This window comes from Spirillospora sp. CA-108201 (genome assembly GCF_050936235.1).
Classification (GTDB): Bacteria; Actinomycetota; Actinomycetes; order Streptosporangiales; family Streptosporangiaceae; genus Spirillospora.
In genome coordinates, this window is the sequence record NZ_JBNJNE010000001.1 from 2,666,922 (window position 1) to 2,688,228 (window position 21,307).

A 21,307-nucleotide genomic window follows, 5' to 3' on the forward strand; every position below is an offset into this window, starting at 1 on the left:
TCGCCGGTCAGTCCGAAACGGTCAGCAGTTCGCGGTCGTCGATCTGCTCGGCCCGCGCCGGCGGGGCGGTCCGGGGCAGCACGGTGAAGGCGACCACCGCGGCGGCGGCGAGCAGCGCGGCGCCGAGCGTGAGGGCGAGCGCGTAACCGTCGTTGAGGGCCTGGGGGGTGGGGACGCCGCCGGTGCGGTGCTGCGCCGCGGTGCCGAGGGCGGCCAGGCCGAGCGAGGCGCCGATCTGGCGCGAACTGTTGAGCAGCGCCGAGGCGGTGCCGGTCTCCCGGGACGCGACCCCGGCGGTGGCGATGGAGACGAGCGGCGCCAGGCAGAGCCCGAAGCCCAGGCTCGCGACGATCGAGGGCCCCAGCACGTCGGTGGCGAAGGCGCCGTCGGAGCTGATCATGCCGAACCAGGCGAACCCCGTCGCCGTCAGCAGCCCGCCGGCGACCAGCAGGGTCCGGGGGGCCAGCCGGTAGCCGAGCCTGACGGCCAGGACCGAACCGGCGACCACGCCCAGCGCGAACGGCAGGAACATGATCCCGGTCAGCGCGGCTCCGTGCCCGAGGACCCGTTGCAGGTAGAGGGACATGAAGTAGAAGGACGAGGCCATCGCCGCCCCCGCCAGGAGGTTGAAGGCGTTGGCGCCGGCCACCGAGCGGTTGGCGAACAGGCCCAGCCTGACCAGCGGGTCGCGGGCGGTGGTCCGCTCCAGGTGGAGGAACGCGGCCAGCAGGGCGACCGCGACGGCCAGGGTCGTCAGGGTGGTGGGCGAGGCCCACCCGTGCCGGTCCGTGCGCACGATCCCGAACACCAGCAGGCTCATGCCCGCGGTGGCCAGGACGCCGCCGAGGACGTCCGGGCGGCCGCTGCGGTCGGGGGGCGGGCCGGCGGCGACCCCGCGCCAGGCGAGCGCCAGCGCGCCGGCGGCCATCGGCACGTTCACCAGCATCACCCAGCGCCAGCCGGCGTACTCGGTGAGCACGCCCCCGATCACGACGCCGAGGGCGCCTCCGGCGGCGTTCGTCGCGCTCCAGATCCCGAAGGCCCGGACCCGCTCCCGGCCCGCGGGGAACGTCGCGGCCAGCAGCGCCAGCGCGGCCGGCGCCAGCGCCGCCGCGCCGACGCCCTGGACGGCGCGGGCGGCGACGAGGTGGCCGGGCTCCTGCGCCAGGCCGCCGGCGAGGGACGCCAGTCCGAACAGGCCGAGCCCGAACAGGAGGACGGGTTTGCGGCCGTACCGGTCCGCGGCCTTGCCGCCCAGCAGCAGCAGCCCGCCGAAGGAGAGCGCGTAGGCGTGGATCACCCAGGTCAGGCCGACCGCGCCGAACCCGAGGCCGGCGGCGATCCGCGGGAGCCCGACGTTCACCACCGACAGGTCCAGCGACACCATGAACTGCACGACGGCCACCGCCGCGAGGGTGAGCCCGGGGCGAGTGCCGCCCTTGTCTTCGATCGTGTGCATGCCTGCCATCGTGGTGTTAGAGCAGGTCAGCGCACATCGCGCGGGAGATGGCCTTTTCACGTGACGCCCGGGGCGTACGATCGGGGCCACTACACCGCAGGATGTAGGGACTTCTCCGCCGCTCCGCCGAGGAATCCCGGCGGAAACGGCCCTAATCTGCACCAATGAGCTCCATGAACCGGTGGCGGCCGCTCGCCCAGGACGGTCTGCTCGCCGTGGCGATGGCCCTCTTCCTGTCGGTCGTCGTGGCCATCACCCCGCACGCCGGCGCGCTCGACCTCGCCGCCGCCCTGGCCGGCTCGCTGGCGCTCGTCGGCTGGCGCCGGGCTCCCCTGGCGGCCCTGGTCGTCAGCGCGGGCTGCATGCTCGCGCTCGCCGCGCACGTCCGGACGGGCCCGGCGGCCGCCTTCCCCGTCATCGTGGCCGTGTTCGCCGCGTTCAGGGCGGGCCACCGGCTCGCCACGGCGCTGGTGGGCGCGGCCTTCCTCGGCGCCGGCCTGGTGGTGCGGCTGCCCAGCGCCGAGGGATCCCTGCGCGACCTCCAGAGCGTCTCGCTGCTGGTGGGGTGGTTCGTGGCGGCCGGCGTGACGGCGACGGTGACCCGGCACCGGCAGGCCTACCTCGAGGAGGTCGAGCGGCGGGCCGCCGAGGCCGAGCGCACCCGCGAGGAGGCGGCCCTCCGCCGCGCCGGCGAGGAGCGCCTGCGCATCGCCAGGGAGCTGCACGACTCCCTCACCCACAGCATCTCCATCATCAAGGTCCAGGCGGGGGTGGCCGTCCACCTGGCGCGCAGGCGCGGCGAGGACGTGCCGCCCGCCCTGCTGGCCATCCAGGAGGCCGGCGGCGACGCGATGCGCGAGTTGCGCGCCACGCTGGAGGTGCTGCGCGACGACGACGGCTCCGACGGCGAGTCGCTCGCCAGCGGCCTCGACCGGCTCGACGTCCTGGTGGAGCGGGCGCGCTCGATCGGGCTGCCCGCCACGGTGACGGTCTCCGGCACGCGGTGCGACCTGCCCGCCGAGGTGGACCGGGCCGCGTACCGGATCGTCCAGGAGGCGCTCACGAACGTCTCACGGCACGCGGGCGGCGCGGCCGCGGCGGTGCGCGTCGACTACGCGGGTGGGGAACTGGTCGTGCAGGTCGACGACGACGGCGAGGCCGACCCGGACGCTCCCCCGGTTCCCGGCACGGGCCTGCTCGGCATGCGCGAGCGCGTCGCGGCGCTCGGCGGCCGCCTGCGGGCCGGGCCCCGCCCCGAGGGCGGCTTCACCGTGCGCGCCGAGCTCCCCCTGGGTGGCCCCTCGTGATCCGCGTGCTGCTCGTGGACGACCAGGCGCTCATCCGCGGCGGCTTCCGGGCCCTGCTGGAGATCGAGGACGACATCGAGGTGGTGGCCGAGGCCGCCGACGGCGAGCGGGGCGTCGCGCTCGCCGCCGAGCACCGGCCCGACGTCGCCCTCGTCGACGTCCAGATGCCGGTCATGGACGGCATCGAGGCGACCCGGCGGATCGCCGCCGACCCCCGGCTGAGCGGCGTCCACGTCGTGATCCTCACCAACTACGGCCTCGACGAGTACGTCTTCAACGCGCTGCGCGCCGGAGCCTGCGGGTTCATGGTCAAGGACACCGAGCCCGAGGACCTGGTGCAGGGCGTCAGGGTCGCGGCCCGCGGCGACGCCCTGCTGTCCCCCGGCATCACGCGCCGCCTGATCGGCGAGTACGTCGCGCGCCGGCCCGAGCCCGCCGCCGAGGGGCTCGACACGCTCACCCGGCGGGAGCGCGAGGTCACCGTGCTGGTGGCCCGCGGCCTGTCCAACGACGAGATCGCCGCGCACATGGTGATCAGCCCGGCCACCGCGAAGACGCACGTCAGCCGGGTGCTGGCCAAGCTGCACGTCAGGGACCGCGCCCAGCTCGTGGTGTTCGCCTACGAATCGGGCCTGGTCACCCCGCGGCGCGGCGGCTGAGCGCCCGGCGGGCTCAGCGCCCGCGCAGGGACGTGACCGCCTCGTCGGCGGTGGGGTGGAAGGCGAAGACCTGGTCGAGCCCGGTGATCTCGAAGACCCGGGTGAGGTCGGGGTTCAGCCCGGCGAGCACGATCCTGCTCCGGGCCGCCTGGGCGCGGCGGTAGCCGGCGATGAGCACGGTGATGCCGGTGGAGTCGCAGTAGTTCAGGTCGGTCACGTCGAGCACGGCGCCGCCGCCCGGGGCCAGCGGCAGGGCCTCCAGCGCCTCCCGCAGGCGGGGAGCGGTGTGGTAGTCGAGGTCTCCCCCGACGCGCAGGACGGGGACCTCGGCCCCCTCGGACGGGAGGTTGACGGTGAAGGTGTGGTCGGTCACCGAAGCGGCTCCTGTCCGGACGGCAGAGGACGGCGGGGCACGGAGAGGGCCAGCAGCGCAGTGTCGTCGCTGACTCCCGCGCCCAGTTCCGTCAGCAGTTTATGGATGTTCGCCAGCAGATTATCCGCTCCGTCGAAGGGCGTGCTGGTCAGATGGGCGGTGAGGCCCTCGTCGCCGAGCATGGCCCGTCCGGGGTGCGCGCTTCGGTGAGGCCGTCGGTGTACAGCAGGAGGGCGTCGCCGGGGGCCAGGCGCACGTCCGCCTGCGCGAAATGCGGTCGGGCTGTATCCCGACGAGCTGCCCTCCCAGCGTCTCGACGGTGGCCGTCCGCGGTGGTGATGAGGGCCGCCGCGGCGGCGGCAATCCCGCCAGAAGGAAGGCTTTACCCTGTTTGGTCTACTTATCACTTCGGCCATTGACCAGGATGGACGGCGGGGACCGGAGAGGCGCCGCCCACCGGGCACGCGGCGCGACGGACGTCCGGAGGCCGCGGAAACGGTTGTTGCCTCCGAGTTTTCCGGGGTAAAGGCTTGGCCATGCGGAGTGCGGGCGCGTCGGGCGTCCGCCGGATGCGGTGGGTGATCGCCTGAGTGGAAGAGGGGTGCGGTGGCGCTTTCGGAGGACGCCGGGCGTTCTGAGAAGGCCGGACGCGAGCCCCGGGCGGGGGCGGGCGTGTTCTCCGCCGACGAGGAGATCGGCCCCGATCTCGCCGCAGTGGACTGGGCGGCGACGCCGCTCGGCCCCCCGGACGCCTGGCCGCAGAACCTGCGGACGGCCGTCGACATCCTGCTGTCGTCCCGGTTCTCGATGTGGATGGCCTGGGGCCCGGAGCTGACGTTCTTCTGCAACGCCTCCTACCGCCGCGACACGCTCGGCCGCAAGTACCCGTGGGCCCTCGGGCGGCCCGCGAGCGAGGTGTGGGCGGAGGCGTGGAACGACGTCTCGCACAGGATCGAGACCGTGCTCAGCACCGGGGAGGCGACCTGGGACGAGGGGCTGCTGCTGTTCCTCGAACGGTCCGGGTACCCCGAGGAGACCTACCACACCTTCTCCTACAGCCCGCTGCGCGACGACACCGGCGACGTGGTCGGCATGCTGTGCGTGGTCAACGAGGACACCGAGCGGGTCATCGGCGTGCGGCGCATGACGACGCTGCGGGACCTCGGATCCGACCCGAGCATGATCCGGACCGAGGAGGAGACGCTCGCCTTCGCCGACCGGCAGCTCGGCGGCAACCGCAAGGACCTCCCCTTCACGCTGACGTACCTGTTCGAGGACGACGGGACGGCGCGGCTCGCCGGCACGACCGGCGCCTCCCGCCTCCATCCGGCCGCCCCCGCCGTGCTGACAACGGACGAACCGGACGGAATCTGGCCCGCGGCGGCCCTCGCGCGGGGAGAATCGGTGCTGACGCGGCTCGACGATCCCCGATTCGGGGTCCTGCCCTCCGGGGACTGGCCCCAGCCTCCCGACCAGGCGCTCGTGGTGCCGCTGCTGCGGCCCGGTAGCGCGCCGTACGGGTTCCTGGTGGCCGCGCTGAACCCGTACCGCCGGCTGGACGAGGCCTACCGGGGCTTCGTGGAACTGGCCGCCGGGCACGTCGCGGCGGGCATCGGCGGCGCCCGCGGCTACCAGACGCAGCGCCGGCGCGCCGAGGAGCTCGCCGAGCTCGACCGCGCCAAGACGACGTTCTTCTCCAACATCAGCCACGAGTTCCGCACCCCGCTGACCCTGATCATGGGCCCGGTGCAGGAGCTGCGCGCGACGCTGGAGGGCGCCGGCGAGCAGGTGCACCGGGAACTGGACGTCATCCACCGCAACGGGCTGCGCCTCGGCAGGCTCGTCAACTCCCTGCTGGACTTCTCCCGGATCGAGGCCGGCCGGATGCGGGCGCGCTACGAGCCGGTCGACCTGCCCGAGGTCACCGCCGAGCTGGCCAGCGTCTTCCGCTCCGCCGTGGACAGGGCCGGCCTGGCCTTCGTGGTCGAGTGCGACCCGCTCCCCCGGCCGGTGCACGTCGACCGCGACATGTGGGAGAAGGTGATCCTGAACCTGCTCAGCAACGCGCTGAAGTTCACCTTCGACGGGGCGATCCACGTCCGCGTGGGCGTCGAGGACGGCCAGGCGCAGGTGACGGTGGCCGACACCGGCGTCGGGGTGGCCGCGGACGAGGTGCCGCGGCTGTTCGAGCGGTTCCACCGCGTCGAGAACACCCGCGCCCGGTCCAACGAGGGCAGCGGCATCGGCCTGGCCCTGGTCAAGGAGCTCGTCGGCCTGCACGGCGGGACCATCACCGCCGAGAGCGGCGAGGGCGAGGGCACGCGCTTCACCGTCCGCCTGCCGTTCGGGACCGGCCACCTGCCCGCCGGCGCCGTCGCCCCGCCGCGCTCGTCCACGGCGGCGTCCGTCACCTCCGGCCCCTACGTCCAGGAGGCGCTGCGCTGGCTCCCCGCCGAGCATCCCGGCGGGGACCCGAACTCGACGGACCCGACGCCGCCCGAGCCGGTCGCGGCGCCCGCGCCCGAGGCGTCCGCGCGGGTGCTGGTCGCCGACGACAACGCCGACATGCGCGAGTACCTCACCCGGCTGCTGCGCGGCGCCGGCTACGAGGTCGACACCGTCGCCGACGGCCGCGCCGCGCTGGAGGCGGTCCGCGAGACCCCGGTCGACATGGTGGTCAGCGACGTGATGATGCCGTACGTGGACGGGCTGGAGCTGGTGGCCGCGCTGCGCGGCGACCCGCGCACCGCCGCCCTGCCGGTGCTGCTGCTGTCGGCCCGCGCCGGCCAGGAGGCCTCGATCGAGGGCCTGCGGGCGGGCGCCGACGACTACCTGCTCAAGCCCTTCGCGGCCGCCGAGCTCCTGGCCCGCGTGCGGGCGAACGTGGAGCTGGCCCGGCTGCGCGGGCACCACACCCGGTGGCGCACCGCGCTGGTCGACTCGCTGCAGGAGGCGTTCTTCGTCTGCGGTGAGGACGGCGGCGTCACCGAGTTCAACACCGCCTTCACCGACATCCTCGGCTACGCCGCCGCAGGGCTCCCCTACCCCCCGCGCTCCCCCTGGTGGCCGGACGAGAGGACCGACCTCGGAGCGCACCGGCAGGTCGCCCAGGCCTTCGAGAGCATGCTCGTGCGGGAGCGCGGCACCTTCGACGTCCCCGTCAGGCACCGCGACGGCCATCGCGTCTGGATCAGCGTCGCCTTCAACCACGTCCACGACCCCGAGACCGGGCGGCGGGTCATCGTCGGCACCTTCCGGGACGTCACCGCCGACCACCACGCCATCCAGCGCGAGAGCGCCCTCGCGTCCCTCGGCATGCGCCTCACCGAGGCCGTGAACCTGCGCGATGCCCTGGCGGGCGCGCTGGAGGAGCTGCGGGACCTCTGGCACGCCGAGCGGGTGCTGGCGGCCGTCTTCGACGGCGGGCCCCCCGAGCTGACCTCGACCGAGCCGGGGCTGACCTGGCAGGGCGTGTCCGAGGAGCGCCGCGACGCCCTGGCCGCACTGCGCGAGCACCCGGCCCTCACCCCCGTAGAGCACGCCACCGCGATCACGCTCGAACACCCCCGGGGCGTCCTGGTCCTCTGGATCGACCTCGCCGAGCGACGGCCGTTCACCGACCAGGACCGGCTGCTGCTGTCCCTGCTCGCCGGGCGCCTCTCCCAGGGGCTGTCCCGCGCCAGCCTGATCGACCAGCAGCGCGAGACCGCACTGGCCCTGCAGCGCGCCATCCTCGGCCCGTCCGAGCTGCCCGCCGGCTTCGCCGTCCGGTACGAGCCCGCGGCGCGGCCGCTGGAGGTCGGAGGCGACTGGTACGACATCCTCGCCCTCCCCGACGGCCGCATCGGCATCATCGTGGGCGACTGCGTCGGCCGCGGGCTGGAGGCGGCCACCGTCATGGGCCAGCTGCGCAGTGCCTGCCGGGCCCTCCTGCTCCAGGACGCCGGACCCGCGGGGACCCTCACGGCCCTCGACCGCTTCGCCGCCGGCATCCCCGGAGCCCGCTGCTCCACCGTCTTCTGCGGCGTCCTCGACCCGGCCACCGGCGACCTCACCTACTCCAGCGCCGGGCATCCGCCCGCCATCCTCGCCCGGTCCGACGGCACCACCCGGCTGCTCGAAGACGGCCGGTCCGTCCCGATCGCCGTCGCCTCCCCGCGGCCCCGGCCGGACGCCGCGACCACCATTCCCGCGCGGGCCACCGTGCTGCTGTACACCGACGGGCTCGTCGAACGCCGCCGGCGCTCCCTCACCGAGGGCATCGAGCAGGTCGGCCACGCCGTCCAGGACGGCGGCGAGCGCGGCGTGGACGAGCTCGCCACCCACATCATGACGAGCCTGGCGCCGCCGGACGGCTACGACGACGACGTCGCGCTGATGCTGTACCGGCATCCCGCGCCGCTGGACGTCAGCTTCCCCGCCGAGTCCTCGCAGCTCGCCCCGCTCCGGGAGGCGCTGCGCGGCTGGCTCGCCCAGTGCCAGCTCCCCCGCCGCACCGCCCAGGGCGTCCTGGTGGCCGCCGGCGAGGCCTGCGCGAACGCCGTCGAGCACGGCCGGCCGGCGGGCGGCGCGCACACCGTCCGGCTGCGGGCCGAGGCCTTCGTCGACCGGGTGCACCTGACGATCGCCGACACCGGCCGCTGGAAGCCTCCCGGCGGCGGCGCCGACCTCAACCGCGGACGCGGCACCGCCCTGATGCGCGCGCTGATGAGCAAGCTCACGATCACGCCCGGCCCGGACGGCACCACCGTCCACATGCACACCAGGATTGGCTCATGAGCACACCCCTGACCCTCACGACCGCCCGGCGCCCGGACGGGAGGGCGCTCGTGACGGCCGTCGGCGAGATCGACATGAGCAACAGCGGGGCCCTCGCCGACGTGCTCGACAGCGCGCACGCGGACGCGGGCGAACTCGTCCTCGACCTCACCGCGGTCGAGTACCTTGACAGCGCGGGGCTGAGCGTCCTGTTCGCCCATGCCGACCACCTCGAACTGATCGCTCCGCAGCTGCTGGAACCGGTGCTGACCCTCTCCGGGCTTCCGGAGCTCGCCACCGTCCGCCTCGCCTCGCCCGACGCCGCACCGCCCGGGAACGACCACACCTGACAGTTCCCGAGGCACCGGCGGCGCCGGGCCCCGACCCACAGAAAGCGAACGACGTGGAGGCAACGCCATGGCCGAGGTGACCGGCCGCGCGCGGGACGGCTGGACAGTGATCACGTTGACCGGCGATCTGGCACTGGACACCGCGCAGCAGGTCGAGCAGCGCATGCGCCGGCTGCGCAGCGAGCACGGCGAGCACCTGGTGCTCGACCTGAGCGGCCTGCGGTACCTGGACTCGGTGGGCCTCAGCCTGCTGATGCGGTTCTACCTGGCGGCCGAGGGCCGCGGCGGCGGCGCCGTGCTGGCCGGCCCGCTGCAGGACGCGGTGCGGCGCGTCCTGCAGATCACGCACGTCGACGAGCGCCTGACCATCCATCCGACGCTCGACGCCGCGCTGGCCGAGTCGCTGCCGCCGGGCGCCGACCTGCGGGGCGGCTGAGCCCGGAATCAGGCGCCGGCGAGGGGGCCGGGCCGGCCAGGCGCGGAACGACATGTGCCAACCCTGTTACAGGAAATAGATTTCCGTAAAGGCTGCTCGTATGATGTCGCCCCGAGCACGCCCTCCCCGCCGGCCGGCGGCTCCCTTGCCGGTGGCCACCGCGCGTCCCGCGGCGGCGGCGGCGGACGCGGGAAGGCGAGGCGGGCGGATGGAGAGCACACCGAGGCGGCACGACGACAAGCCGTGGACGTTCCTGACCAACCACGCGCGGGTTCTGATCGTCATCGCGCGCGACCCGGACGTGCGGGTCCGCGACGTCGCCCAGGACATCGGCATCACCGAGCGCGCGGCCCAGCTGATCATCACGGATCTGGAGGCCGCGGGATACCTCACCCGCACCCGGGTCGGACGCCGCAACCGCTACACCGTCAACGCCGGCCGGCCCTTCCGGCATCCCACCGAAGCCGACCACGACGTCCAGGCCCTCATCGGACTGTTCACGGGGCGCGGCGAGTCGCGGGCTCCGGCCGCACACGCTCCCGCAGAGAGCCGGTAGGGAGTGCGCGGCGCCAGGGGGCCCGCCCAGACGGGTCACCGCCTCCGGTGCGTTACCGTCGCGGTCTGGCGGGCCACGCGGGACTCGGCCGCCTCACGCGGCGGCGAGCCCCGGGATATGCATAGTTGCCATAAGGCAACTACTATCGGCGCGGCACCGGCGGGGCGGAGGGTGAAGGGTGGTGGACGGACTGATGCCGCACGGTCTTGAGGCGACCGGTCTCGACGCGGTCTCCCCCGCTCCGCCCGGCCCGCGCGCGCCGAACCCGGCCATCGGCCCCGACGACGGGGGGCCGGAGCCGGTCCCGCCGCGGGTCCTGCTGGTGGAGGACGACCCCGCCGACGCGCTCCTGGTCGAGGACACCCTCGCCGACACCGGGCTGCGGGCGTCGCTGCAGTGGGTGCGTTCGCTCCCCGAAGCGCGGGGCCCGCTCGCCGCGGAGCCCATGCCCGACTGCGTGCTGCTGGACCTGCACCTCGGCGAGTCGCAGGGGCTGGCGGTCCTCCGGCAGGTGCTGGAGTGGGCGCCGGGCGCCGCCGTGGTGGTGCTGACCGGGCTCGCGGAGTCGCAGGCGGGCACCGCGGCGGTGGCCGCGGGCGCGCAGGACTATCTGTCCAAGGACCAACTGGAGTCGGACCGCCTCGGGCGGGCGATCCGGTACGCGGTGCAGCGGCGCCAGGTCCAGCATGCCGTCGCGGCGCTGCAGGTCCAGCGGATGCGGGCCCAGGAGAACGCCCGACTGGAACGCGGGCTGCTGCCGCGCCCGAGGGTGTCCAACCCCCGCCTGCGGGTCGTCTCGCGGTACCGGCCGGGACGGGCCCACTCCCTGCTGGGCGGGGACTTCTACGACGTGGTGGAGACCCCCGACGGCCTGGTCCACGCGGTGATCGGCGACGTGGCCGGGCACGGTCCCGCCTCCGCGGCCCTGGGCGTCAGCCTGCGGGTGGCGTGGCGGTCGTTCGTGCTGGCCGGGACGCGCGGAGCCCGCGTGGTCGAACTCCTGGAAGAGCTGCTGGCCGGGGAGGACGGCGGCTCCGAGATGTTCGTCACGCTCATCACGGCGACCCTGTTCCCCGACCGTCCCGTGGCGCGGCTGGTCCGCGCCGGCCATCCCGGTTTCCTGCTGCACGGGGACGGCGAGGTGCGGCTCGTCGAGCCGCCGGGCGGGCTCGGCGTGGGCATGGTGCCCGGGCTCGCCGGCTGGCGCGAGCACGAGATCCCGCTGCCGCGGGGTTCCTCGCTCGTCCTGTTCACCGACGGCCTGTTCGAAGGCCAGATCGACGCCGACGGCCGGCGCCTGGACCTCACCGGCCTGCTCCGGCTGGCCCAGGGCCACCGCGCGCTCCCGCCCGACGCCTTCGTCGACACACTCATCACCGACGTCGAGGCGGCCTCGCTCCGGCACGGCGGCCTGGCCGACGACGTCGCCGTCATTCACCTTGGATGGACCCCCACATGAGCACACCGCCCCAGACGGTGCGGGACGCCGAGACGGCCGGATCCGCCGATCTCGCCGCGCCGGCGCCGGCGAGCGGCCCCCCGGACCGGCGAGGACTGGCCGTCCGGACCTGGTTCATGCTGGCCGCGCTGCTGATCGTCGTGCTCACCGTCACCGGCGCCGTGGCGGTCCACAGCCTGCTGGAGGAGACGGCGCGGGCCTCGGACCGGCTGGTGGACCGGATCGCGCCGGCGCAGGTCGAGGCGAGCCGGATGCAGATGGCCATGCTCAACCAGGAGACCGGCGTGCGGGGCTACGCCCTGGCGGGCGACCGGCAGTTCCTGCAGCCCTACACCGACGGGCTGGCCACCGAGCAGGAGTCGTTCGCGCGGCTCCAGCGCCTGCTGGCCGACGAGCCCGAACTGCGCGCCGACCTCGACACGATCCAGCAGGCGATCGGCGTGTGGCGCCGCGACTACGGCGGCGTCGTCATCGACCAGGTCGGCGAGCAGGGTCCGGGCGGAGAGGCGGCCGCCACGGCGGCCCGGGGCAAACCCGCGTTCGACCAGGTCCGCACCACGTGGGCGGCCCAGAACCGCCACCTGAGCCAGGTCCGCGTCGAAAGCCGCGCCGATCTGCGCGACGCCCGCACGATGCGGGACTGGACGCTGACCGCCCTGTTCATCGCGCTGCTGGCGACCGCGGCCCTGCTGGCGATCCTGCTGCACCACGCCGTGGACCGGCCGCTGCGCATGCTCCGCTCCGCCTCCCGCCGGGTCGCCGACGGGGACTTCACCCATGTCATCGACGCGCACGGCCCCGCCGACGTGCGCGACGTGGCCTTCGCCGTGGAGGCGATGCGCGGCCGGATCACCATGGCGCTGGAGGAGTCCACCGAACGCGAGCGCCTGCTCGAGAGCCAGACCGCGGAGCTGGACGCGCAGACGGTGGAGCTGCGCCGCTCCAACGCCGAACTGGAGCAGTTCGCCTACGTCGCCAGCCACGACCTGCAGGAGCCGCTGCGCAAGGTCGCCTCGTTCTGCCAGATGCTGGAGCGCCGCTGCTCCGACCAGCTCGACGACCGCGGCCGCCAGTACATCGCCTTCGCGGTGGACGGCGCCAAGCGCATGCAGGTGCTGATCAACGATCTGCTGACCTTCTCCCGGGTCGGCCGCCTGCACCAGCACCAGCGGACGCTCTCGCTGAGCGAGCCGCTCGACCAGGCGCTGGCCAACCTCGACGGCGCCGTCACCGAGGCCGGCGCCCGCGTCGAGAGGCCGGACGAGCTGCCGGAGCTCACCGCGGACCCCACGCTCATGGTGATGCTGTGGCAGAACCTGATCGGCAACGCGGTCAAGTTCCGCTCCCCCGACCGCGACGCCGTCGTCCGCGTCACCTGCGAACGGGAGGACGAGCACTGGCACCTGACCGTCTCCGACAACGGGATCGGCATCGCCGCCGAGTACGCCGACAAGATCTTCGTCATCTTCCAGCGGCTGCACAGCCGCGACGCCTACGCCGGCACCGGCATCGGCCTGGCCCTGTGCAAGAAGATCGTCGAGTACCACGGCGGCCGGATCTGGCTCGACCCCGAGCGCGAGGAAGGCTCCCGCTTCCACTTCACCCTTCCGGCCGACGACCCGCCCGCCGCGGCGGACGACGACGGCGCACCGGCCGACCAGAATAGGGACGGCGACGGCGCACCGGGCGCCGCCGCTCCGGGCGGCGACGTCCCGTCCACCGACCTCCAAGGAGCCACTTCGTGACCGACACCGCCGTCCAGCCCATCACCGTCCTGCTGGTCGAGGACGACCCCGGTGACGAGCTGATGACCCGCGAGGCCTTCGAGCACAACAAGGTCGGCAACACCCTGCAGGTCGTCCGCGACGGCGCGGAGGCCCTGGACTTCCTGTACAAGCGAGGGGCGCACGAGGGAGCGCCCCGCCCCGACCTGGTCCTCCTCGACCTCAACCTGCCCAAGCGCGACGGCCGCGAGGTCCTCGAAGAGATCAAGTCCGACCCGGAGCTGGCCTCCATCCCGGTGGTGGTGCTGACCACCTCGTCGGCGGAGGAGGACATCCTGCGCAGCTACAAGCTGCACGCCAACGCCTACGTCACCAAGCCCGTCGACTTCGACCAGTTCATCAAGGCCATCCGCCAGATCGACGACTTCTTCGTCACCGTCGTCCGCCTGCCCACCCGCCACTGACCGAGTGTTCTTCGACGGCTTCACGCCGGATCGGGCCGACGTCGGCGAGGCCGTGCCGAGGGTGCGGCGCGGCGGGTCGGGGCCGCCCGTGCTGCTGCTGCACGGCCATCCCCGGACGCATGCCGCCTGGCACGGGGTCGCGCCGCTCCTCGCGGACCGGTGCTCGGATGGCCCGGGCCCTGGAGCGCCACCGCGAGGGCCTCCTGACCGACGCGTGAGGAATCCGGGCGAAGGCGGTCCGTCCCAGCGCATTGCGATGCCCTTGCGGCCCGCGGGCGATACCGGTCAGGAATCGAGAAGCGCGGGTGAAGGAGCCGCGGCTAGCGTGATCGGCATGGACATCACCATCCACACGAGCTTCCTCCCGCACGACGACCCTGACGCCTCGCTGGCCTTCTACCGGGACGCGCTCGGCTTCGAGGTCCGCAACGACGTCGGCGGCGGCAGGATGCGCTGGATCACGGTCGGTCCGGCCAAGCAGCCCGACACCTCCATCCTGCTGGCGCCCGCGGCCACCGATCCCGGCATCACCGACGACGAGCGCCGCACCATCGCCGAGATGATGGCCAAGGGGACCTACGGCTGGATCCTGCTCGCCTCCCCCGACCTCGACGACACCTTCGACAGGGTGCAGGCCGCGGGGGCCGAGGTCGTCCAGGAGCCGATCGAGCAGCCGTACGGGGTGCGCGACTGCGCGTTCCGCGATCCCGCGGGGAACCTGATCCGCATCCAGGAGCTGCGCTGATCCCGGACGCGCCGCGGCTCCGAACCGGCTTTCCGTCCGCTTTCCTCCATTCACTGCCCGATTCAACCTGCGCGAGGCGCCCACGACCCTCGCCGCCGCTCCCGAGCGGATGCCCGCCCTGCGCACCCGCCTGGCCGCCGCGCTCCCCTGACCACCGATCACCGGGAATACCGGCAACGCGCGGACCTTCCCTCTTTGAACGGATATGGTTCCTCACTGCTGCTCTCCCCGGCTGTCGAGATGGTTGGAGCGTCGGTGGTGCGAACGCGTCTGCTCGCACAGGTGCGGGACCGGGTCGACCGGTTCAACGCCGAGCGTGACGCGGCTCTGGTCCTGGAGCCCGGAGCCCTCGGCGACGCGGTGGATCTGGTCTGCTCGGTCCCGGACCCGACGGACGACGTCGAGGTCGCGCAGGCGGCGGGATGGCTGTTCTGGCTGCGCTTCGCCGCCCGCCTCCCGGCCGAGGGCGAGCCCGACCTCACCGCCGCCCTGGAGCTCCTCAAACCGGTGTACCTGCGGGTCCCGGCCGGAGTCCCCCCGCAGATCCGGGAGGTGTTCGCCGACGGCCCCCCGGCGCCCCCGGACGGCGGCACGCTGCTGGCGCACCTCGGCCGCATGCTCTACCGGGGCACGCTCGCCTCGCAGGACGCCGACGCTCTGGACCGGGCCGTCGGCCTGTTCCGGCTGGCGGCCGGGGCGACCGGTCCCGGCCACGCCGAGTACGGCCGCTGCCGGACCAACCTCAGCAGCGCGCTGCTGACCCGGTTCGAGCGGGCGGGAGCACCACCGGATCTGGAGGAGTCGATCGCGTTCGGCCGGGCGGCGGTGGACGGAGCCGGACCGGGCGAGCCCGACCGCGCCACGCACCTGTCCAACCTCGGCAACGCCCTGCTGACCCGGTTCGAGTACCGCGGCGGCGAGTCGGACCTCGACGCCGCCATCGAGGCCGGGCGGGAGGCGGTCACCGGCTGGCCCGACCACCCGGACCACGCCGCCATGGTCTCCAACCTCGACCTCGCCCCACGGACCAGGCAGGCGCTGGACGACCGGGTGACCGGCGTGGACGAGCTGATCGGCCTGGCGCGGGACGCGGTCATCACGACCTCGCCCGACCACCCCGCGCACGCCCGCCAGCTTGCGCAGCTCGGCCACGCGCTGCTGGCCCGGTTCGACCGCGCGGGGGACCCGGCGGATCTGGACGAGGCGGCGGAGGCGCACCGGGAGGCGGTGGCCGTCGCCGCGCCGGGGGACCCTGAGCGTCCGGCCTACCTGTCCGAGCTCAGCGACGTCCTCCGGATCCGGTCCGTGCAGACCGGCGACGAGCGGGACCTGGCCTACGCGGTCGAGGCGGGCCGGGCCGGGGTCGCGGCGACCCGCGCCGACGATCCCGATCTGCCCGGGCGGCTGTCCGACCTGGCCAATGCGCTGTGCGCGCTGCATCGGCGCACCGGGGCCCGCGAGGAGCTGGACGAGGCGGTCGCGCTCGCCCGGCGGGCCGCGGCCGGCGCTCCGGCCGAGGATCCCGAGCGCCCCTCACGCCTGGCCGACCTGTGCGACATCCTCCGCGTGCGGTTCGAACGCGCCGGGGACGAGGCCGACATCGACGAGGCGGTCGAGGCCGGTCGCGGCGCGGTCGCGGCCGCGCCGCCCGGTCACCCCCGCCTCTCGGCCCTCCTCGGCAACCTCGGGGCGGCCTCGCTGTCCCGGTTCCGCGCCACCGCCGGCCAGGCGGACATGGACGAGGCGGTCGACGCCCTCAGGACGGCGGTGGCCGCCGCGCCGGACGTGAGCCCCGACCGCGGGACGATGCTGGCGAACCTGGGCGGCGCGCTGCAACTCCGGTTCGACTCCGTGCGGCGCCCCGAGGACCTGGACGAGGCGATCGCCGCGTGCCGGGAGGCGGTCCTCGCCACCCCGCCCGGGCACTCCGCCCGGGGCGCGCGCCTGTCCAACCTCGGCGCGGCCCTGCGAGCGCGGTTCTCGATCAGCGGGGAGCGGGCCGACATCGACGAGGCGGCCGAGACCGTGCGGGCCGCCGCCGCGGCCGTCCCTGAGGGCCACCCGCGCCGCGCCGCCGTCCTGTCGAACCGCGCGATCGTCCTGCACCGGCGGTTCGAGCACACCGGCGAGGCCGCGGACGTGGACGCGGCGATCGGCGCCGCCCGCGCCGCGGTCGCCGCCATCGCCCCCGACCATCCCGACCGCGCGGGCTGCCTGGCCAATCTGGGCCTGGCGCTCGGCGCCCGGTTCGCCCGCGCGGGCGCCTGGCCGGACCTGGACGAGGCGCTCGATGCGTGCCGGGAGGCGGCGGCGGCCGATACCGCCCCGCCCCGCGTCCGCGCGGTCGCGGCCGCCCGCTGGGCGAGGCTCGCCGCCGGGGCCGAGCGGTGGGAGGAGGCCGTGTCCGGTTACGCGGCGGTCGTGGACCTGATGGGACGCACGGTCCCCCGCGGCCTCGACCGCCGCGACCAGGAGATCCTTCTCGGCGACATGGGCGGGATCGGGTCGGACGCCGCCGCCTGCTGCGTGCGCGCCGGACGGGTCGAGTACGGAGTCGAGCTGTTCGAGCAGGGGCGCGGGCTGCTGCTCGGCCAGGCGCTCGACGCCCGCACCGACCTCACCGCGCTCTCCGAACGGCATCCGGATCTCGCCGCACGGTTCACCGACCTGTGCGCGAGGCTCGACCGTCCCGCGCCCGCGGCGGGGGTCCCCGGCAGCGGCGCCGCCCCTCCGCCGCAGGCGTCGGTGGAGCGCCGCACCACGGCCGCGGCCTTTGACCGGCTCGTCGCGCAGATCCGGGGAATCTCCGGATTCGACCGCTTCCTGTGTCCGCCCGCCGTCCGCGACCTCGCACCCGCCCGCGGCCACATCGTGATCGTCACCGTGTCGGACCTCGGGTCCTACGCGCTGGTCCTGGACGCCGACGCCGGCGCCGCGGCCGTGCCGCTGCCCGCGCTCACCCCTGACGCGGTGACGGCGGAGGTCGGCGCGTTCCTGACGGCGGCCGAAGAGGCGAGGGAGCCCCGATCGTGGGCGGCCGGGCAGCGCAGGATGTCGCGGACGCTCGAATGGCTGTGGGACGCGGTGGCCGGCCCGGTGCTCGACCACGCCGGCATCGGAGGGCCGCCTCAGGGCGGCGAACCCTGGCCGAGGCTGTGGTGGTGCCTCTCGGGGCTGATGTCGTTCCTGCCGGTGCATGCGGCGGGGTACCACGACACCATGGCCGACGCCGTCCCGGACACGGTGATCGACCGGGTGGTGAGCTCGACGGCCCCGACCGTCCGGGCGCTGGCCCACGCGCGCCGCGGCGCGGCGGACGCGGTGCGGCCCGGCGGGGACCGGGCGGTCGCCGTGGTGATGCCCCGCACGCCCGGCACCCCGCCCGACCTGCCGGAGGCGGAGGCCGAGGCGGCACTGGTCGGCCGGCGCTTCCCGGGCGCGGTCGACGTCCTCACCGGCCCGTCGGCCACCCACGAGGCGGTGCTCGCGGCGCTGCCGGAGGCCCGGTGGGCGCATTTCGCCTGCCACGGGCACAGCGACCTGGCCGACCCGTCGGCCGGCCACCTGCTGCTGGCCGACCACCGGACCCGGCCGCTGACGGTGGCGGACCTCGCCGGGCTCCGCATGGACGGCGCCGAGCTCGCCTTCCTGTCCGCCTGCTCGACCGCCCGGCCGGGTGCGCGCCTCGCCGACGAGGCGATCCACCTGGCCTCGGCGTTCCAGCTCGCCGGCTACCGGCATGTGATCGGCACCCTCTGGCCGATCGGGGACCGGCACGCCGTCGACATCGCCGATCTCGTCTACACGGCCGTCGCGGGCGGCGGCGACGTCGCGGGCGCGGTCCACTCCGCGACCCGCCAGATGCGGGACCGCTGGCCGGACCACCCTTCGGTGTGGGCGTCGCACGTCCACGCCGGGGCCTGACCGGGGCCGTCCGTACTAGCCGTCCGCACCAGGGGCTCGAAAGGGGCGGCCCAGCAGAAGCTCGGCCGCCTGCCGCGGGTACTCGTCGTCGTCCGGCACCATGAGCAGCACCCGTGACGTGCCCGGTCTCCTTCCCGGAAGGCCGTGGCAGTGCACGACGAAGGGCGGCGGTTCGGACCCGGCGCTCGCATCGGCCGGTCCTGCGTCCCTCGTCTCGAAGAGGAACCGGCCGTCCGTGACCGTCACGAGAGCGATGCCGTGCGCCCGCGCGAAGGCCACCGCACCGCTCTGGTACGCGGCGGTGGACACCATGACGCCCTTGTGCCCGCCGACGCTCTGGACCTTCTGGTGGAGGACCTGCACCAGCTCGCGCTTGATGGGGTTCCGGTGGTGCTTGGCCTCGACCACGACCAGGAACGCCATGCCCGCGAACCGGTAGCGGACGGTCGCGTCGAGGTCGTAGGTCCCGTCGGAGCCGGCCACTCTCTCGTGCAGCGTGACACTCAGCCCGCTGACGTGCGGGGCGGCCGCTCCGAAGAGCCGATCGGCGACGAACTCCTCGAACTCGGCGGGCGTGATCCCGGGCCGGGGGCGGGCCACCCGGGTCTCCTCCTCGCTCACCTGTCGGATCCTACGAGCTCACCGCCCGCGCTCGCTGATCCACACGGCTACCCGGGTGCGGGACGAGTAGCCGAGCTTGGCGAGGATGTGCTCGACGTGCGAGTCGGCGGTGCGCTTCGCGATCGTCAGGCGCTCGGCGATGGCGCGGTTGGACAGCCCCTCGGCCACGAGCGCCGCGACCTGGCGTTCGCGCTCGGTGAGCGGAGAACCGCCGCCGACCGCCACGGGCGCGGGAACGGCGGCGGGAGGCGCGGCGGCCGGGGACTCCTCCAGCGCCTCCTCGATCGCGCGCGCCAGGGGCAGCCGCTCGCCCTCCTCGAACGCCGTGCGGTACCCCTCCTCGCCCAGGGCCTCCATGGTCCTGTCGATGTGCACGTCCCGCAGGACGGCGTGGTAGGGGCCGAACCAGGACGTCCGTGTGGACTCGCGCATCCGGTCCGCGGCGCCGAGCAGCCGGGCGGCCCGGACGTGGTCGCCGCCGCTGCACAGGCAGCCGGCGATCGCTTCGAGGCCGAGCGTGATTCCCAGCCGGTCGCCGAGGTCGCGCTTGGTCAGCAGCGACCGCCGGAGCCGCCGCGCCGCCCCGTCAAGGTCTCCGGCGAGCCACAGGCTGAGCCCGCCCACCAGCATCCCGTAGGAGCGGACCCAGAGCTCCCCGCGTTCCTCACCCGTCCGGACGGCCCGGTCGGCGTGCGCGACGGCGGCGGCGAAGTCGTTCTCGAAAAGATGCACCGCGCCGCGGAAGACGTCGACGAGCAGGCTGAGCACGTCGTCGTACCCGGTCTCGCGGTACAGGTCGTCGGCCCTGTCGAGCCGCTCCAGCGACACGTCGAAGTCGCCCGCGAACAACGCGGCGACGCCCTGGCCGCAGCGGACGCCCGCGACCGCCGCCCGGTCGCCCTCCGCCTCCGCCTGGGCCAGCGCCCGCTCCAGCAGCTCGCCGCCCCCGGCGAGGTCGCTCTGCATCGTGCTCGCCAGGGCGGCCATCGTCAGCAGCCCCGACCAGCCCGGGCCCGCCGTGTCGCGGGTCTCGAGCAGCCGGTCCATCCAGTAGCGGCCCTCGCCGAGCACGCCCTTCAGCACCCAGAACCGCCCGAGGCTCTCCATGGCGCCTCGGACCGTGTCCTCGTCGGCCGTCGGAAGCACCTTCCCCAGCACGTCGCGGACGTTGGCGCGTTCGCAGTCGAACCATTCCAGCCACCGGACCTGCTCCGGGCCGGCGAGCTCCATGCGGGCGCGTTCCAGCAGTCCGGCGTACCAGTCGAAGCAGCGGGACCGCAGCCGGCCCTCCTCGCCCTAGCCCCACGCGGCGAGGCGTTCGGCGCCGTACTCCCGCAGCGTGTCGAGCATCCGGTAGCGGACCCGGCCGCGGCGGTCGGCGCGCTGCACGATGGACTTCTCCAGGAGGCCCGCCAGCACCTCGGCGACGTGCCCGGCGTCCAGACCGTCCCCGGAGCAGACGTGCTCGGCGGCGGCGGGGTCGAAGTCGGCCGCGAACACCGACAGCCGCGCCCACAGGAGCCGCTCCTCCGGCGAGCAGAGAGCGTGGCTCCAGTCGACCGTGGCGCGCAGGGTCTGGTGGCGCTGCAGGCCCGTCCGCCGGCCGCTCCCCTGGAACAGGCGGGTGCCGAGGCGGGCGAGGACCTGGTCCGGCGAGAACGCCCGCAACTGCACGGCGGCCAGCTCGATCGCCAGCGGGATGCCGTCGAGGCGGGCGCACAGCCGCACCACCGTGTCGCGGTTCGCGCGCGTGAGCGTCCAGCCCTGGACGGTCGCCGCGGCGCGCTCGGCGAACAGCGTGACCGAGTCGCACTCCCGCTCGTCCGGGCCGACGTCGCGGGCGGCTCGCGGCCCGTCCAGCGGCGGAACCGTGAAGGTGTACTCGCCCACGACGTCCAGCGGCTGCCGGCTGGTCGCCAGGACGCGCAGCCCGGGGGCCGACCGCAGCAGCGCCTCGCTCAGCACCGCGCAGTCGTCGACCATGTGCTCGCACGTGTCGAGCACGAGCAGGACCCGCAGGTCGGCGAGGTGGTCGGCGAGCCGGGCGGGGGCCGGCCGGTCGTCGCGCTCCCCCACGCCCAGCGCCTCGCAGACCGTCTGCGCGAGCAGGGTCGGCTCGGTCAGGTCCGAGAGGCAGACGAAGAACACGCCGTCGCGGAAGGAGTCCCGCGCGAGGTCGGCCGCCCGGACGGCGAGCCTGGTCTTGCCCACGCCGCCCGCCCCGGTCAGGGTGACCAGCCGGTGACCCTCGATCAGCCGCCGCGCCTGCTCCAGCTCCGCCTTCCTGCCGATGAAGCTGGTGAGCTCCGCGGGAAGTCGTCCCGTCTGTCGTTCCAGCGTCGCGGTCAGCGGCACGGCGTCTCCAGTCAGCTACGGCCGGGGTCCCCGGCCCCAGGAGGTACCTGGATTGTAGTCATACCGATACGCACCGCTACGGCTTTCCCAAAGTCGGTGCGCGCCGGTGACCGGCTT

Annotated in this window: 18 protein-coding genes; 11 read left to right on the forward strand and 7 right to left on the reverse strand. The window is 74.5% G+C overall.

Annotated features, from left to right (window positions below; all coding sequences use genetic code 11):
* Positions 1-7: 7 nt before the first annotated feature.
* The gene (locus ACQEU6_RS13045) at positions 8-1,459 is read right to left on the reverse strand and encodes an MFS transporter (protein ID WP_499331776.1); all 1,452 of its coding nucleotides are present in this window, start codon (positions 1,457-1,459) and stop codon (positions 8-10) included.
* A 164-nt stretch (positions 1,460-1,623) separates the two neighbouring features.
* Here ACQEU6_RS13045 and ACQEU6_RS13050 point away from each other — a divergent pair, with 164 nt between their 5' ends.
* Positions 1,624-2,766: a sensor histidine kinase gene (locus ACQEU6_RS13050; protein ID WP_499331777.1), complete on the forward strand. Its 1,143-nt coding sequence runs from the start codon at positions 1,624-1,626 to the stop codon at positions 2,764-2,766.
* On the forward strand, positions 2,763-3,425 hold the full coding sequence (locus tag ACQEU6_RS13055; RefSeq protein ID WP_499331779.1) for a response regulator: 663 nt from the start codon (positions 2,763-2,765) through the stop codon (positions 3,423-3,425). Before ACQEU6_RS13050 ends, ACQEU6_RS13055 begins: the two co-directional genes overlap by 4 nt.
* Positions 3,426-3,438: 13 nt before the next feature.
* Here the strand turns inward: ACQEU6_RS13055 and ACQEU6_RS13060 are convergent, their stop codons facing one another.
* From ACQEU6_RS13060 to ACQEU6_RS13070, 3 genes are read right to left on the reverse strand one after another with little or no spacing between them, the layout of a single operon-like run.
* A complete protein-coding gene (locus tag ACQEU6_RS13060; protein ID WP_499331781.1) occupies positions 3,439-3,798 on the reverse strand; it encodes an STAS domain-containing protein in 360 nt (119 codons plus the stop codon).
* The gene (locus ACQEU6_RS13065; protein WP_499331783.1) at positions 3,795-3,980 is read right to left on the reverse strand and encodes a hypothetical protein; all 186 of its coding nucleotides are present in this window, start codon (positions 3,978-3,980) and stop codon (positions 3,795-3,797) included. The genes ACQEU6_RS13060 and ACQEU6_RS13065 overlap by 4 nt, the downstream gene beginning before the upstream one ends.
* A complete protein-coding gene (locus tag ACQEU6_RS13070) occupies positions 3,947-4,054 on the reverse strand; it encodes a SpoIIE family protein phosphatase (RefSeq protein WP_499331785.1) in 108 nt (35 codons plus the stop codon). The genes ACQEU6_RS13065 and ACQEU6_RS13070 overlap by 34 nt, the downstream gene beginning before the upstream one ends.
* 350 nt (positions 4,055-4,404) lie before the next feature.
* Here ACQEU6_RS13070 and ACQEU6_RS13075 point away from each other — a divergent pair, with 350 nt between their 5' ends.
* The 9 genes from ACQEU6_RS13075 to ACQEU6_RS13115 all read left to right on the forward strand — a co-directional run bounded on the left by ACQEU6_RS13075 (position 4,405) and on the right by ACQEU6_RS13115 (position 18,214).
* Positions 4,405-8,577: a SpoIIE family protein phosphatase gene (locus ACQEU6_RS13075; protein ID WP_499331787.1), complete on the forward strand. Its 4,173-nt coding sequence runs from the start codon at positions 4,405-4,407 to the stop codon at positions 8,575-8,577.
* The gene (locus tag ACQEU6_RS13080; RefSeq protein WP_499331789.1) at positions 8,574-8,906 is read left to right on the forward strand and encodes an STAS domain-containing protein; all 333 of its coding nucleotides are present in this window, start codon (positions 8,574-8,576) and stop codon (positions 8,904-8,906) included. Before ACQEU6_RS13075 ends, ACQEU6_RS13080 begins: the two co-directional genes overlap by 4 nt.
* Positions 8,907-8,973: 67 nt before the next feature.
* On the forward strand, positions 8,974-9,342 hold the full coding sequence (locus ACQEU6_RS13085; protein WP_499331791.1) for an STAS domain-containing protein: 369 nt from the start codon (positions 8,974-8,976) through the stop codon (positions 9,340-9,342).
* Positions 9,343-9,550: 208 nt separating this feature from the next.
* Entirely contained in the window at positions 9,551-9,898 is a 348-nt protein-coding gene (locus ACQEU6_RS13090) for a helix-turn-helix transcriptional regulator (RefSeq protein ID WP_499331792.1), read from the forward strand.
* Positions 9,899-10,079: 181 nt separating this feature from the next.
* Positions 10,080-11,357: a PP2C family protein-serine/threonine phosphatase gene (locus ACQEU6_RS13095; RefSeq protein ID WP_499331793.1), complete on the forward strand. Its 1,278-nt coding sequence runs from the start codon at positions 10,080-10,082 to the stop codon at positions 11,355-11,357.
* The gene (locus tag ACQEU6_RS13100) at positions 11,354-13,102 is read left to right on the forward strand and encodes a sensor histidine kinase (protein ID WP_499331794.1); all 1,749 of its coding nucleotides are present in this window, start codon (positions 11,354-11,356) and stop codon (positions 13,100-13,102) included. The genes ACQEU6_RS13095 and ACQEU6_RS13100 overlap by 4 nt, the downstream gene beginning before the upstream one ends.
* A gap of 62 nt (positions 13,103-13,164) precedes the next feature.
* A complete protein-coding gene (locus tag ACQEU6_RS13105; RefSeq protein ID WP_499340171.1) occupies positions 13,165-13,545 on the forward strand; it encodes a response regulator in 381 nt (126 codons plus the stop codon).
* A 334-nt stretch (positions 13,546-13,879) separates the two neighbouring features.
* The gene (locus ACQEU6_RS13110; RefSeq protein ID WP_499331795.1) at positions 13,880-14,290 is read left to right on the forward strand and encodes a VOC family protein; all 411 of its coding nucleotides are present in this window, start codon (positions 13,880-13,882) and stop codon (positions 14,288-14,290) included.
* Positions 14,291-14,545: 255 nt separating this feature from the next.
* Positions 14,546-18,214 (forward strand): CHAT domain-containing protein, encoded by a 3,669-nt coding sequence (locus ACQEU6_RS13115; RefSeq protein ID WP_499331796.1) that lies wholly within the window; start codon positions 14,546-14,548, stop codon positions 18,212-18,214.
* Positions 18,215-18,229: 15 nt separating this feature from the next.
* Here ACQEU6_RS13115 and ACQEU6_RS13120 read toward each other — a convergent pair whose 3' ends face one another.
* The 3 genes from ACQEU6_RS13120 to ACQEU6_RS13130 all read right to left on the reverse strand — a co-directional run bounded on the left by ACQEU6_RS13120 (position 18,230) and on the right by ACQEU6_RS13130 (position 21,190).
* Positions 18,230-18,835: a restriction endonuclease gene (locus ACQEU6_RS13120; protein ID WP_499331797.1), complete on the reverse strand. Its 606-nt coding sequence runs from the start codon at positions 18,833-18,835 to the stop codon at positions 18,230-18,232.
* Between the two features lie 18 nt (positions 18,836-18,853).
* A complete protein-coding gene (locus ACQEU6_RS13125) occupies positions 18,854-20,065 on the reverse strand; it encodes a LuxR C-terminal-related transcriptional regulator (RefSeq protein WP_499331799.1) in 1,212 nt (403 codons plus the stop codon).
* Between the two features lie 66 nt (positions 20,066-20,131).
* Entirely contained in the window at positions 20,132-21,190 is a 1,059-nt protein-coding gene (locus tag ACQEU6_RS13130) for an ATP-binding protein (protein ID WP_499331801.1), read from the reverse strand.
* Positions 21,191-21,307 lie beyond the last annotated feature (117 nt).

What these genes read in the sequence shown, in the direction of transcription:
- ACQEU6_RS13105 (WP_499340171.1), top strand. Translation starts at nt 13,165, where the DNA reads ATGACCCGCGAGGCCTTCGAGCACAACAAGGTCGGCAACACCCTGCAG.
- ACQEU6_RS13125 (WP_499331799.1), bottom strand. Translation starts at nt 20,065, where the DNA reads ATGGAGCTCGCCGGCCCGGAGCAGGTCCGGTGGCTGGAATGGTTCGAC.
- ACQEU6_RS13100 (WP_499331794.1), top strand. Translation starts at nt 11,354, where the DNA reads ATGAGCACACCGCCCCAGACGGTGCGGGACGCCGAGACGGCCGGATCC.
- ACQEU6_RS13045 (WP_499331776.1), bottom strand. Translation starts at nt 1,459, where the DNA reads ATGCACACGATCGAAGACAAGGGCGGCACTCGCCCCGGGCTCACCCTC.
- ACQEU6_RS13065 (WP_499331783.1), bottom strand. Translation starts at nt 3,980, where the DNA reads ATGCTCGGCGACGAGGGCCTCACCGCCCATCTGACCAGCACGCCCTTC.
- ACQEU6_RS13050 (WP_499331777.1), top strand. Translation starts at nt 1,624, where the DNA reads ATGAGCTCCATGAACCGGTGGCGGCCGCTCGCCCAGGACGGTCTGCTC.
- ACQEU6_RS13080 (WP_499331789.1), top strand. Translation starts at nt 8,574, where the DNA reads ATGAGCACACCCCTGACCCTCACGACCGCCCGGCGCCCGGACGGGAGG.
- ACQEU6_RS13110 (WP_499331795.1), top strand. Translation starts at nt 13,880, where the DNA reads ATGGACATCACCATCCACACGAGCTTCCTCCCGCACGACGACCCTGAC.
- ACQEU6_RS13085 (WP_499331791.1), top strand. Translation starts at nt 8,974, where the DNA reads ATGGCCGAGGTGACCGGCCGCGCGCGGGACGGCTGGACAGTGATCACG.
- ACQEU6_RS13090 (WP_499331792.1), top strand. Translation starts at nt 9,551, where the DNA reads ATGGAGAGCACACCGAGGCGGCACGACGACAAGCCGTGGACGTTCCTG.